This is a genomic window from Psychrobacter sp. GTC18467, from assembly GCF_055397455.1.
On record NZ_AP038920.1, the window covers coordinates 393,269 to 407,256 of the forward strand.

Genomic DNA, 13,988 nt, shown 5'->3' on the forward strand with positions numbered 1-13,988 from the left:
TAAGAAATATAGACCAGATATGACTAAATTTGCCATCACTCTGCCCAAGCCGTATGTATGCGTTCTGAAACTCTCGACGCTATCATTTGCTATATTATTTATCCAATCAAATACGTCAGCCGCTGCTGGCTTTAACTCTGCATCACCTTTTATTGATAACATCGCCGATGCCAGCTATCATGTTGCGAAACAATCGGCTTTTTTCACCGCTGATTCTAATAAAGTTCGGGTGTTAGCATCTCAGCTACCTAAGTTTGGAATAAAGTTATCGCAAGCACCTTTGGAAACGGTCGCACCGGCAACTTACGCTGAATGGAAAAACACCCTTAGTAATACCAGCTATAGCACCCAAACTATTGATTTATCACTCATTGCGCCAACATCAGTATCAAACGCGCTCATTTACCGAGACTTAAACAACAACGGCAAATTTGACTCAGGCGAAGAGCTCAAGCAGATTACTTTAGGTCAAGGCGAAAGTATAGATTTTATTGTTCAGGCATTAATCAACCGCGATGCCAGTGACGGCGACACCGCCGATATTAAAATCGGGGCTACCGTCCTTGAAGACCCAAGTGTCAAAGCGGCAGTTACCGACAGCCTTGTCGTGGTTGCCCCAAGCATCAACTTTATGACTGACGATTGGCAAATCAAAAAAGACAATGTTCAAATTGGCAACAATGTCTTTGTTGAGGCTAGTTTTGCTCAGTGTAATGCCAACCCAAATAAACCAGACCAAGTTTGGGTTACCATTACCTCAGCTAAAACCAAAGATAAATACTCCCTTAAAGCGATTGAAACGGGTAACAATACGGGCAAATACCGCCTGAGCGCGGTCACTGAAAATAATGCCAATGCCATTAATGATAAAATCATTCAAACCTTATCAGGGGATACGTTATCCGTTGACCTTGTGGCTTGTATCGACCCATCAGTTGGGCTAGACGAGACGCCAAAGCCATCAGACTTTACCTATATCAACGGTTATAGCGACCAAGTTAACGTAGCAAATGAAATACCGCAGCTTAAAATCCAAAAAGACGCCGACGTCAAAGAAGCTGATATTGGCGATTATGTCAACTACACCATCAAAGTTAAAAACGACGGCGCAGCGACCGCTTATGATGTCAATTTAAAAGATGCCCTGCCGCGCGGCTTTAGCTATGTTCCAAACAGCGTTCGTGTTGATAAATTGCGCTCAAATGAATTTAAAGCGATTGGTAAATATCAGGTATTGCAGCTTGGCAACTTAGATGCCGGCGCTGAAAAAAGCATCACTTATCGCGTCTTGATTGGCGGGGCGGCGCTTGGTGGTGACGGTATCAACCGAGCTGTTGCCACGGCTCGCGATAACAAAAATAACGCCTTTACCTCCCTTGAAGCCCAACGACCCGTAAAGGTAGGTCGCGGCGTTATGAATACCGATGGGGTCATCGTCGGTAAGGTTTATCACGACATTAACCGTGACGGCATTCAGCAAAAACAAGATGGCGAAATGGGCGTTGCCGGCGTCCGTATTTATATGGAAAACGGCAACTTTGTGGTCACCGATAGCGAAGGTAAGTTTAACTTTTATGGCGTCAGCGCCAAAACTCACGTGTTAAAAGTTGACCGAACCACTTTGCCGGAACAAACTGAACTTGTTACCCAAAGTAACCGCAACGCAGGTGACGCTGGCAGCCGCTTTGTGGATTTAAAATACGGCGAATTGCAGCGTGCGGACTTTGCGATTGCCGGCGGTCTTGGCGACAGCACCGAGCGCTTAAACGAAGTCTTAATCGCTCGCGCCCGCTTGGTCAATGCCAAAAACGATACCCTTGAGCAAGCTATTAAGCGCGAACTGATTCTTGAACCCGATTACAACCGCAAGCTTGATAACATCGATGCTTACGGCTGCAAAAGCAATGACGAGTTAGAGACTTCCATTACTTGTGATTCAGCCATCGTCCGCGATTTGGCAGCCGAGCCCAATACCCCTGCCCGCTTAAGCGTTAACACCATCGCGCCACCAAAAGAAGTCGAGCTTGAAGAAGTTCTTAAAAACGTTCCTGACAACAAGGTACGCTTTTTAAACTTGACTGAGGGTGACCAAGTTGCTTCTTTTAAACAACTGGTTCAAGTTCAAGCACCGCTTGGCGCAAACTTTACCCTTTATGCCAATAACAACGTCGTTCCCGTTGAAAAAATCGGTAAAACCGCCGAGCAAGAAAAACAAAGCGTCACTGCCTTTGATTATTATGCGGTTGAACTCAATCGCGGCATCAACACCCTTCGCGGTGTGGCGTTAGATGTCAATGGCAAGCTCATTTCTGAAAAGTCCATCACCATCATTGCTCCTGATGCCTTGCAAGGTATTGATTTTGACGCGCAAAAGCAACTGGTTGAAGCTGATGGCGTCAGCGAATATCAAGTGGTGATTAAACTTAAAGACAAAGACAACCGACCGTTTATTGCCTCAACGCCGATTACCATTGATACCAATATTGGTCGTATCAACCTTACGGATAGCAACAAAGACCAAGCCGGAACGCAAGTGATGGTCAATGGCGGTGAGCTGCTGATTCCGGTGGTTGCGCCAAGCACACCGGGTAAAGGCGAGCTTATCATTAAAGCCGGTGACACCAAACAAACTATCCCGCTACAATTTACCGCCAAACTGCGACCGCTGATTGCTGTTGGGGTTGTTGAGGGCAATATTTCTCTTAAAAACTTTGATAGTAGTAATATCACCAGCGCTCAAGGGGCGTTTGAACAAGAGCTTCATGAGTTTTCAAACAGTGATGACCACGCCGCCAGTGGTCGCGCGGCGATGTTCCTAAAAGGTAAAGTTCGCGGCGATTATTTATTAACGCTGGCTTATGACAGTGATAAAAAAGGCGAGCGCTTATTTCGTGATATCGAACCGGGCGAATATTATCCGGTTTATGGCGACTCTTCAGCAAAAGGCTTTGACGCCCAATCCACCAGCAAACTTTATGTGCGCTTAGACAAAGGTCGCTCGTTTGCGATGTTTGGCGATTTAAAAACCCAAATTGACAACGATGACGGCATCAAACTTGGTCAATACAACCGAACCTTAACCGGACTCAAATCACAATTTGAAAACGATAAAACCAAAATTACCGCTTTTGCTGCCGAAACCAGTGCCTCGCAGCGCGTCAATGAAACGCGCGGTCTTGGTGTTTCAGGACCTTACCCTTTAGCAGATAACTTTGACGCTGTTTTTGAAAACTCTGAAACCGTTGAGGTCATCACTCGTGATGCCAATAACGCCGGTCGCATTATTCGCCGCGAAACCTTAACCCGATTTGCCGATTATGACATCGACCCCATCAGCAAAAGCTTGTATTTAAAAGCGCCGATTGCCAGTCAAGACTTTGATGGCAACCCCATTTATCTTCGCGTTACCGTTGAGGTTGACAATGGCGGCGATAAATACTGGGTTGGCGGCATGGCTGCAAAACAACAACTGACCAAAAATATTGCTATCGGCGGCAGCTATATCAACAGCGATGACCCGCTCAATAAAGAAGAGCTTGCCAGCATCAACAGCGTCATCAAATTTAATGACAAGCTTAAACTGATTGCTGAATTTGCCAAAAATAAAGCGGAAAACCCCAATTATCAAGCCAGCAACCAAATCAATGCTGATGAGCTTACCGGCAATGATGTCAAAGGCGACGCTGTTCGTGTTGAGTTGACCTTTGATGACAAACAAACCCGCGCCAAAGCCTACTATAATGATGCGGACAAAGGTTTTGTTACCGGCGCATCCCCGATTACTGCCGGTCGCACGGAGTCAGGACTTGACATCACCCATAAGCTTGCCAACGATAAAACGGCGCTAAAGCTTGAAGGCATTTACAGCAAAGACCACACTACAGAAGCCAGCCGCCAAGGTATCCTTGCCAGTATCGAGCAGCGCTTAAGTCAAAACGTGGTTGGCGAAATTGGCATTCGTCATTATAAACAAGAAGCCAACTCTGCGCGCAACACCCAAGGCGCGGTAGTGACTGAAGGTTTAACAAATGACACGACCTATAATGACAGCATCATTAACCAATCGGCATTAAATAACAGCTCTGAGCGTGACATTGAAGGCACCACGGCACGCGCAAGAATCACCGCAAGATTGCCTAAATTTAACAAATCCTTAGTGTTTGCTGAATACGAACAAGACCTTAGCCACAGCGACCGAAATGCCACCTCCATCGGCGGCGAAACCGCACTGGGTAAGCTTAGCAGACTTTATGCCCGTCACGATTTAATCAATAGCCTATCTGGAACTTATGGCTTAGATGACACTGAGGAGCGAGCGCGAACGGTCATCGGCTTTGATGCCAGCTACATGAAAGATGGTAGCGTTTATAGCGAATACCGCGCCCGCGATGCCATCAGTGCCCGCGAAGCTGAAGCCGCCATTGGACTTAAAAACAAATGGTACGTTCAAAAAGGCTTAACGCTCAATACTTTACTTGAGCGCATCGAAGCGCTTGAGGGCGAAAAAAATACCACCTCAACGGCAGCAGGGTTCGGCGTTGAATATCTTGCCCATGACAATTATAAAACGTCAGCGCGCTTTGAAAAACGTTGGGGCGAGGCTAGTGATACCTTACTAGGCAGTGCCGGAATTGCTTACCGCGTTAACGATGACATCACCCTGCTTGCCAAAGACATTTATTCCAAAGTTGACTATAACGATGGTCACCGAACCATCAACCGCTTTCAAGTGGGCGGCGCTTATCGTGATGCGGCCAGCAATAAGCTTGATATGCTCAGCAAGCTTGAATACCGCTTAGACGACAATGCCACCGGCGACGACCCTTACCAAAAAGACGCCCTGATTTGGTCATGGAGCGGCAACTATCACCCAACGCGGCCGCTGACCTTATCAGGGCACTACGCCGGAAAATACACCAAGTTTAGCGCGGATAACATCGACAGCAACAACACTGCTCACGCCGTTTACGCTCGCGGACTTTATGACTTAACGGAGCGCTGGGATATTGGGTTGCAAGCCGGAAGCTACTGGAATCAAGCTGCCGATGATTTATCGTACATGCTTGGCGCAGAAGTTGGCTTTAGTCCACTGACCAACCTTTGGCTGTCACTTGGCTATAACTTTATGGGCTTTCAAGATGACGAAATTGCCTATGACGACACCACCCAAGAAGGTGCTTATTTTAGATTGCGCTTTAAATTTGATGAAGACCTATTTAATCGCAAACCTTAATTTATTAAGACCAAAATTTGCGTTAAGATAAGTGAAATTAAATGTTATGAGTAAAATAAGGCAGCAGTTATGGCAATTAAAAATAACACCAAAGTGTTTAAACCCATAAACCAACCGTTGATTATCGGGATATCAGTGGCGATTTTTTGCACTCCCGTCATTGCTGCCACACCAAAAACGCCCTCAAATTTTTATCAACGCGCTGAAATTGGCTATAAAAATGCCCTTATCCGCGATTTAAAACAGTATCAGCAAAGTGACAATGCGCTTGAGCGTTACGTCGCTTATCAAGCTCAAGGCTGGCTTACCTTTGCCAATTATGAGCAAAGCCAAAACCACAAAGCGGCAGCTATTAAAGCGTTTGATAACACCCAAAAGCTGTTTGATATGCTCAAACAACATAAAACGGTAACGCTTGAACCATCGCCCTTTTTGCCTGACTCGCGTCCTATCGTTCGACCTGATTTATGGGCGACGCTGAACGCATTAAAACAAAGCGGCGCAATCGATATTGCCCCGCGCGAGATGGCATTAAGCGAAGTCGCCTTGCTTTGGAGTCAAGACAATCAGCACTCGGCTAAACAAATTGGCGCTCAGCTGCGAATGGTTGACCGCTGGCTTGAAATCGCTCGCGAAGCGTTTGTGAACGCTCACGACTCTAGCGACAACGTCCGGCTTGAGGCGCTTATCAATTCTTATTTTAAACAATACAGCACGCAGACGCCTCCTCAGTCATCAACGCCCTTTAGTTATCAAAGTGCTTTGGCACAAGAGGTAAATCTAGGCGCGCCAATTCCGATGCCAACACCAACGGTAACTTATCGAGTGGTTTATTAAAACTACTGTTTTTTAACGCTTGGTAAAAATAGGGGTATAAAAAAACTGGCATTAAACCAGTTTTTCTTTAGCACCAAACGTTTACTTTACGCCCAATTATTTTGCTTTGCGTGGCAATTTTTCTGGCAAATAGCAGCGCAAATAAGCAATCGATGCGGTATTGGCTTCTTGCAAATAGTTATCAGTGATGCTGCCATGATGGCGATAAGACAAGGTGAAAATACCATTAACGATGCTGTAGCCCACCAATAAAATGTCTTGGATATCTTCAAATTTTGGCATCTCGTAACGCTCGGCTAAACGTTGATACACCAACTGAACGATTTGATGGTCGATGTCTTCACCAAAGCCATCACCCTCAAAATCAGGGGTGTTGGTGTCATAAATCAGCTTGGCTTTGGTCTGATCGGTGTGGAAAATTTGCATTGATTTTTCAATAAGCGCGGTCAAATAGCCCTGCCAGCGGTCATAATCGCCCGTTTCAACCGTTGCCAATACCTCTAAAATCTCAATGGCATTTAAAAAGCGCAGCGCCAAAAAGATAGCTTCGATATTTGGGAAAAAGTGATAGGCAGAAGCTCTTGGAATCCCTGCTTCTTCACAAACATCAGCAAGGCTAATATCATTGATTGCACGAGTTTCGCTCAGCTTTTTTGCGCCCATCAATAGCTTTTGACGGCGAATGCGACCTTGTTGACTGGTGAATTTGAACTTATTTGGCACAAGCTTGCGCGCAAGTTCTGAATCGACCAATACATCTTCGATTTTGTTGTCGTCTTTATACTCACTCATTAGAAACCTCGTCGTATGAAGTCTGACTTATCTTCAGACTTTTTGATTTGCGTTTTGACACTCGCCCAATATTTTTATTCTAAGGTCAGTAAATGCTACTGACCTTATCATAAAAATGAAGCATCATCGTTACTTGATTTATATCAAGGTTGCCCCATGAATCTTCAAGGTCTGTCACTTCGTAATATAAAAATAAGCGATTACGATATAACAAATTTGCTTATAATTCATAAAGCTTTATTTTAGCGCGTATGATACCATGATCTGTTGCTTTATCGGAAAAATCCCACTTCAAATGATCATTAAAATAATCTACCTGCTCAACCTGACCTTTGGCAAATTTACTGCTGGCTAAAAACTCTTCTGACACCATCAACTGATCGATCACCTCAGGGACGCCTTGATAAATGTGCGAATACGCCACTTCTTTCATCGCATCGACCCGAGCTTGAACCAAAGCGGCATCAAAAAGCGCCACATCGCGCAGGCTTTTATCATAATTCACTTCGCTAGTCTCGCTCATCAATTGCGTGGTCACACTATTGGTCACATCATTCATATCCCCAAGCAAGATAAGCGGCTCACGCGTGTGCAAAAGGCGCTTGATAATCGTCATCCGAATAGCGGCTGCTTCCGCCGCTCGCATACAAAGGCTGCGCAGCTTTGCCCGAACTCGAATATTTGGGTCGTGCATATCCTCTAACAAATCACCATTTTCATTCCGTAAAAAATAAGCGCGCTTACTTTTTAAATGGGCGGTCACTACCGTTATGGGCATTCCGAATACCTCAAGCCGTAAAAATAATGGCGGTCGCATAAACGTTTGATACAACCCAACATCAGGAACTTCAATAACCGCCTGCTCAGGGACTTCGGTTAACAACAGCTGATCGAGGACAGAAAAGCGGGTCAACATGCCGACCGCCGGCGTTTTTTGCGCGCCAAGCCCTTTGGTAAGTAAGCTTTGCGGATTATTACTTGCCAAAGGCGCAATCACTTGGTCAGAATTAAAACCTAAGTTTTCGCCAAGTTTTATTAGGACGTCCTCATCCCAGACCTCCTGAACCGCTAAAATGTCCGCCCGAACAGGCGCCAATAACGCGGTGAGTCCTGTCAGTTTTTTTTCAACTCTTGCTCACTATAAGGCGGCGTATTTTCATAATATGAGCGATTAGCCTTAGCAAAATTTAATAAGTTTGCTGTCGCAATCGTGAATATTTTATTATTAGCCGATAGCGACCCTTGCAGATTCGAATCAATGCTCATGAATTACCTTTTTTATTAGCATTTGAATTAATTTATTTTAATTATATTAAATAAGAGCCAAATCGCTATTGAGGAGCAAATTTCAATTAACCAATTTAAAGATGCAAAGCGATCATGATCAATCAGCATTTCATTATACTTGAATATGACTGGCATAGAATAGCGTCGATATTAGCCATTCAAAATGGCTTTAAAAAAGCTTTCAAAGTCACCTTTGAAAGCTTCAATATACCATAAGCTTAATTGATTTATAATTATTTAATTTCAATAATGCTCTTCTAATAATTAAATCATCAACCTTATTTAGTTTACATAAAAAGAAAATTGCTTTTCTGCTGCGGCTGACTTAGCTGACGCGATTCCAAGCATCACGAGAGGCAAGCCTTGCATGTTCCCAAGCAAGGCGCGAGTCGCCTTTCACTTCATCCCAAGATCGGCGCAAGTCAGCTTCGTGGTCTTCAAAGCGCGCGCCTACGGGATATCGGGCACGATTGGCATAGCCTACGGCGTACGCTGGGTGCAAGTCGCGGTCGAACTCATAGTCAGGCTTGTAATAATCCGCGTTGGCATATTCAGCCCGCCAATAAGCTTCTTCACGGGTCGGATCAATAGCCTCTGCCGCTGCATGACCAACGCCGCCGCCAACAATTGCACCAATTGCGCCGCCAATAAGCGTTCCTAAAGGTCCTGCTGCTGAACCAATTGCCGCGCCTGCCGCGGCGCCGCCAACGCCGCCGATGCCAGTTCCGACCGGATGTGATCCAGGCTCGCTGGTAATGGCATCAGCATTTAAGTCGCGGCGCGACTCATCAGACATGACTTTGACTTCATCGCGATTAATTTCATCATAACGGCTCATTGTTTTATCCTTATTAAATTATCAAAATTTAAACTTATTTTTCATTGTTATAATTTTCGATTTATAGGTTATTTTGCTTAATAAATCGCCTTACCTTTTAAAGTATAAAAAAGCATTCATCCAATAACTACTTTCTTTATGTAAGTTATGTTCTTAGCAGCAGTTAGTTAAGTTACTATTTGTAGCAAATTGATTGTAGCAAATTAGGTTGCGCATTGGTTTTCTAAAAAATAAATCCATAATTTAAATAAGAGTTTTCTAATGAGATAATGGCATTAACGCGCGCTCAATTGCCTGATGCCATTTTTGTAAGCAATGTTCGCGTTGGTCACTGCTCATGATAGGTTCAAAAATGCGCTCTTCTTGCCAAGCGTCTTGTAAGGTCGCCTCGTCATAAAGTTTGGTGCTAAGCCCTGCTAATAGCGCCGCACCTTTGGCAGTGACTTCGGTGTCTTTGGGTCTCAGAACAGGAACGCCAAGCAAATCAGCTTGAAACTGCATGAGTAAATCATTATTTGCAGCCCCGCCATCAACACGAAGTTCGGTTAGGGGCTGCGGGCTGTCTTTTTGCATGGCAATCAATACGTCATAAGTTTGATAAGCAATGGCTTCAAGGGCAGCGCGAGCAATATGGGCTTTGGTGGTGCCGCGCGTCATCCCCGTAATTGCGGCGCTGACATCGGAGCGCCAATAAGGAGCACCAAGACCGGTAAAGGCGGGCAATAATACCACGTCTTCGCTACTTTTGACTTGCCGCGCTAACTTTTCAATATCGCAGCTCTGATTGATGATACCAAGATTGTCGCGAAGCCATTGAACAATCGCCCCTGCCATAAATACGCTACCTTCTAACGCAAAGCTCACTTGACGATTGGGTTTATTTTGCGCAGTATTTAATATCCTTTTTCCGGATTCAACGAGCATTCCAAGCGCGCGATTTTCAGATTTATGGGCAACTTTTCGCTGCCAAGCAATGGTGGTCAGCAGTTCATGCTCGCTGACTTTGGGCGTATCGCCAATATTCATCAGCATAAAGCAGCCGGTACCGTAGGTGTTTTTTGCCATTCCTGCTTCAACACAGTTTTGCCCAAAAAGCGCGGCTTGCTGGTCGCCCAAAACCGCTTGAATGGGAATGGGCTTGGCAAAAAGACCAGCCTTGGTCGTGCCAAATAGCGCGTCCGACGGTAGCACTTTTGGCAAAATGGGTTTAGGAATACCAAAATAATTACAAAGCTCATCCGACCATTGAAGCTTGTGAATATCAAATAACAACGTCCGGCAAGCATTGGTCACATCAATGACGTGCTCGCCGCCGGTCAAATTAAAAATCAGCCAACTGTCAATCGTCCCGACAGCAAGCTGACCGCTTGTCAACCGCGATTGAACTGCCGGAACGTTGTTTAATAGCCAAGCAATTTTGGTGGCGCTAAAATAAGCATCGAGCCGAAGTCCAGTTTTTTGCTGAATGTCGTGGGCATCGATAGCGCCCTTTGAGCTGTCTTTTGAAGCTTGACTTAATTTTTGGCAAAGCTTGGCGGTTCTTTGGTCTTGCCAAATGATGGCGGGGGCTAAAGGCTTTCCGCTGCTTTTATCCCAAACCACAATCGATTCGCGCTGATTGGTGATGGCAATGGCGCTGACATCGGTGGCAAGAAGCCCTGATTGGTTAATAACGTCGTGAGCGCAGCTGATTTGCGACTGCCAAATTTGCATGGCATCTTGCTCAACGAAGCCTGATTTTGGCGTGTTTAAGGTGGTCGGCTTTTGGGCGATAGTCATGGCGCGGGCGTGGTCATCGTACAAAATTGCTCGGCTTGAGGTCGTCCCTTGGTCAAGTGCTAAGATATATCCGCTCATGCTGCCTCCTTTTGGTTATTTTTTAATTGTTATCATTTTTTAAGGGTATTTTGGCTCAACCCATAGCATAAGGTGCTATTCTTTACAAGTCATGCGGGTAAACAATTGAGCATTGACCCGTCATGATTGGAGTTTTAGAGTATAGCGCGAATTAAGGCGCAACTTACAAATCAGCAAAAACGGGCAGCTTTGTCGTCATTTTAGGATAGTGGTTATGAATCGTGGTGGGTCATTTCAATATCAAGTGCTCGTTGCAGCGCTCGTCATGTTTTCTCAAGCGCAAGCGGCAAACTTAGAATTGCCAAACGATACCAGCCCAATTACTGATATTGCCGAAACTAATTCGGCAGTGGTACCGACTTCCACAGCCCTAACTACACTCATTGACCCTGCCACCCATCTTACGGTGAATAACAGCTATCCGGTTGATATTCCAAGCTTTTTAAGCCTTGAGCAAGCTCAGCAAATGCTCTTACAAGTGTCGCCCAAACTTGCGGCAAATCAAGCCAATATCGCGGCAAGTCAATTTCAATCGGACGCACTAAAAACCCTTGATAAGCCGTTTGTCTTTGCGCAAGCCTCTGCCAATGCTTATCAGCTGCAAGAAGATATTGATTTATCGACGTTAAAAAATGGCGTGGCAAACGGCATCAATCAAGCCCAAAATGGCGCGGTTGACCTGATTCCGCCCATGGTTGATATTCCAAACTTGCCCAATTTTGGCGATTTGGTTGGCGATAAAATCCCCGATAGTTATGAGTTTAAACGCTCAGGGACAAGAACGTCAGCAGGGCTTGGCGTAGCGTGGCCGATTTATACTGCAGGTCGAACCGATGCGGCAGTGGCGCTTAGTGAGGCGCGGACGACCGAAGCACTTGCTGATGAAATTTTGGATAAAAACGAGCTTTACCAAACCTTAATCGAGCGCTATTTTAAGGCGCAGCTTGCCATTATTGGCGCGTATTTGCGCGATGATGCTTATCAAACGCTGCAGCAAACCGACCATTTGGCAAAGCGTTTATTTGAAGAAGGCTTTATTTCCCGAGTTGAGCGCTTAGAAGCCCAGTCAGCGCTTGCCGATGCTAAAAGCGCGTCAAACAACGCCGACAATGATGCAAGGCTTGCCATGATGGCGCTGCAACGACTCTTGCGGACGCAGTACCGAATCAAGCCGACCACGCCGCTATTTGTCTCAAGCAAACCGCTTGCTGATGTCAGTTATTTTCAAAATTTAGCGCTAAAAAATCATCCTGCCCTGCAAAAAGTCGCTGCCAAACGCGCTCAAGCCGAGCAGCTGCACGCGCTATCGGATACAGGGCTTAAACCTACCGTGTTGATGTACGGCTACAGCCAAATTGAGGAAAAACCCAGTTGGCTTGCCGGCGTGTCAGCAAGTTGGAAGCTTTGGGGCGGGATTGACAAATCGGCGCTAAATGCCTCAAGCAGCGCCAAAATCCGCCAAGCAGATTTGACCGCCATTGAGGTCAGCGACAATTTATTGTTATTGGTCGAAAAAAACTGGCACGATGTCAACAACGCCCAATCGCGCTACCAAAGTCTGCAAAGCAACGTTGATTTGGCAGCCGAAGTGCTGCGACTGCGCAGGCTTGGACTCGAGGAAGGCGTCAACACCACGGTTGAGGTGGTTCAAGCGCAAACGCAATACTTAAAAGCTCGAACCGAGCAAGCGCAAGCAGCAAATGATTACGTTCAAGCGTTAGCCGCGTTAATGCAAAGCTGTGGCACGCCGCTTGACTTTAACCGTTATTTAGCTGCTGCTGACATTCATTTGCCAACGCTTTATCAAGCGCCTTAATTTTTCTTGATTCATTTTATCATTTTTAAGCTTTAGGACATTTTGCCATGCGCGACCAAAATACTGACTCAGATAACCTAACTGATGACATGACTAAAGCTGATGAGATATCACCGGAAAACCCTATCAATAGTTCAAATGATACGCCCTTGAATAAGCCTGAATCAGAATCACCACTTAAGGACGAAAGCGTTCCAATTGACGAAGCTGCTACTCCTGTCACCACGCCCTACCCACGAACCGCTGAAAAAAAACAACAAAGCAAAGCGCTGATTAAAGGCATTCTTATTGCGCTGATTCTATTATTGATTTTAGGAATTGTCGCTTATGGCTTATTGCAAAATAATGATGAGCCAAAAAGCATTGCTAATGTGTTTCACAAATCAAGCGAGCAAAGCGCGCAAACCATTACCTTTCAAGGTCAAATGCAGCTTCAGCAAACGTCCATTGCTGCCAAAGTTGCCGGTCGCATTGCGCAAATCTTGGTGACCGAAGGAGACATGGTTGAAAAAGGTCAGCAGCTCATTGAAATGGACTCCCCTGAAATCAATGCCAAAATCCGGCAAGCTGAAGCTGGCAAACAGCTGGCGCAAAGTCAGCTTGATAAAGCCAATAACGGCGCAAGACCGCAAGAAATCGCGCAGGCAAAAGCCGCTTGGCAAGCCAACAAAGCTGCATCCGATTTGGCAGCAAATACGTATGAGCGCATCGACCGGCTTTATGAAGAAGGTTTGATGGCGCGGCAAAAGCGCGATGAAGCTTATACGCAATATTTGGCAACCCAAGACCAAACCGAAGCGGCAAGGCTTCAGTTTGAGCTTGCGCAAGAGGGTGCTCGCTCTGAGGATAAAGCGGCGGCAAGCGCTCAAGTTGCCCAAGTTGATGCCAAGCTTGAAGAAGCCATGGTCGCAAAAGACGAAGCCAATCTCAAAAGCCCCATTTCAGGGCTGGTCGATACCATCATTGTTAATGCCGGTGAGGTCATCGGCGAAGGCGTTCCGTTGTTGACCTTAGTGGATACCAATCAGCAATGGGTGGTTTTAAACGTCACCGAGCGCTATTTAAGTCAGTTTGCCATCGGTCAGCAGTTCACCGGCACGATTCCAGCGCTATCGACGCCGGACAAACCTTTTTCCCAAATCTTTACCGTATTTGCAAGCTCTGCCCTTGCCGATTTTGCCACGTGGCGACCGACCAATAATGACGACGGTTTTGACGTTCGCACCTTTGAGATCAAAGCGCGACCCGACACGCCTGACGCCCGCATCCGCTCGGGAATGAGCGTGGTGGTCGAAGCCAAAAAAGTTACGGACAAGTCGCGGTAATTG

At 45.9% G+C, this 13,988-nt stretch carries 8 protein-coding genes; 4 read left to right on the plus strand and 4 right to left on the minus strand.

Annotated elements, in window-relative coordinates:
- The first annotated feature begins 19 nt into the window (after positions 1–19).
- Together ACZ5XY_RS01645 and ACZ5XY_RS01650 are read left to right on the plus strand one after the other, a co-directional pair.
- On the plus strand, positions 20–5,233 hold the full coding sequence (locus ACZ5XY_RS01645; RefSeq protein ID WP_464742374.1) for a hypothetical protein: 5,214 nt from the start codon (positions 20–22) through the stop codon (positions 5,231–5,233).
- 69 nt (positions 5,234–5,302) lie between these two features.
- Complete coding sequence (locus ACZ5XY_RS01650) at positions 5,303–6,070, plus strand: hypothetical protein (RefSeq protein WP_464742376.1); 768 nt, start codon at positions 5,303–5,305, stop codon at positions 6,068–6,070.
- Between the two features lie 96 nt (positions 6,071–6,166).
- On the opposite strand, the gene ACZ5XY_RS01655 is transcribed toward ACZ5XY_RS01650, so the two are convergent.
- The 4 genes from ACZ5XY_RS01655 to glpK all read right to left on the minus strand — a co-directional run bounded on the left by ACZ5XY_RS01655 (position 6,167) and on the right by glpK (position 10,844).
- Positions 6,167–6,862 carry a TetR/AcrR family transcriptional regulator gene (locus ACZ5XY_RS01655; RefSeq protein WP_464742378.1) on the minus strand — a complete coding sequence of 232 codons (696 nt, stop codon included), beginning with the start codon at positions 6,860–6,862 and terminating at the stop codon, positions 6,167–6,169.
- A 220-nt stretch (positions 6,863–7,082) separates the two neighbouring features.
- Positions 7,083–7,958: an endonuclease/exonuclease/phosphatase family protein gene (locus ACZ5XY_RS01660; RefSeq protein ID WP_464742379.1), complete on the minus strand. Its 876-nt coding sequence runs from the start codon at positions 7,956–7,958 to the stop codon at positions 7,083–7,085.
- A gap of 516 nt (positions 7,959–8,474) precedes the next feature.
- Positions 8,475–8,987 (minus strand): glycine zipper domain-containing protein, encoded by a 513-nt coding sequence (locus ACZ5XY_RS01665; RefSeq protein WP_464742381.1) that lies wholly within the window; start codon positions 8,985–8,987, stop codon positions 8,475–8,477.
- Positions 8,988–9,245: 258 nt separating this feature from the next.
- Positions 9,246–10,844: a glycerol kinase GlpK gene (glpK, locus tag ACZ5XY_RS01670; protein WP_464742383.1), complete on the minus strand. Its 1,599-nt coding sequence runs from the start codon at positions 10,842–10,844 to the stop codon at positions 9,246–9,248.
- A gap of 214 nt (positions 10,845–11,058) precedes the next feature.
- On the opposite strand from glpK, the gene ACZ5XY_RS01675 reads away from it, so the two are divergent.
- Positions 11,059–12,660 (plus strand): TolC family protein, encoded by a 1,602-nt coding sequence (locus ACZ5XY_RS01675; protein WP_464742385.1) that lies wholly within the window; start codon positions 11,059–11,061, stop codon positions 12,658–12,660.
- A 47-nt stretch (positions 12,661–12,707) separates the two neighbouring features.
- Positions 12,708–13,985, plus strand: coding sequence for an HlyD family secretion protein (locus ACZ5XY_RS01680; protein WP_464742387.1), 1,278 nt, complete (start codon positions 12,708–12,710; stop codon positions 13,983–13,985).
- The last annotated feature ends 3 nt before the right edge of the window (positions 13,986–13,988 follow it).

Excerpts from the sequence above, each read along its gene's own strand:
- ACZ5XY_RS01645 (WP_464742374.1), top strand. The coding sequence starts at position 20 with ATGACTAAATTTGCCATCACTCTGCCCAAGCCGTATGTATGCGTTCTG.
- ACZ5XY_RS01650 (WP_464742376.1), top strand. The coding sequence starts at position 5,303 with ATGGCAATTAAAAATAACACCAAAGTGTTTAAACCCATAAACCAACCG.
- ACZ5XY_RS01655 (WP_464742378.1), bottom strand. The coding sequence starts at position 6,862 with ATGAGTGAGTATAAAGACGACAACAAAATCGAAGATGTATTGGTCGAT.
- ACZ5XY_RS01665 (WP_464742381.1), bottom strand. The coding sequence starts at position 8,987 with ATGAGCCGTTATGATGAAATTAATCGCGATGAAGTCAAAGTCATGTCT.
- glpK (WP_464742383.1), bottom strand. The coding sequence starts at position 10,844 with ATGAGCGGATATATCTTAGCACTTGACCAAGGGACGACCTCAAGCCGA.
- ACZ5XY_RS01675 (WP_464742385.1), top strand. The coding sequence starts at position 11,059 with ATGAATCGTGGTGGGTCATTTCAATATCAAGTGCTCGTTGCAGCGCTC.
- ACZ5XY_RS01680 (WP_464742387.1), top strand. The coding sequence starts at position 12,708 with ATGCGCGACCAAAATACTGACTCAGATAACCTAACTGATGACATGACT.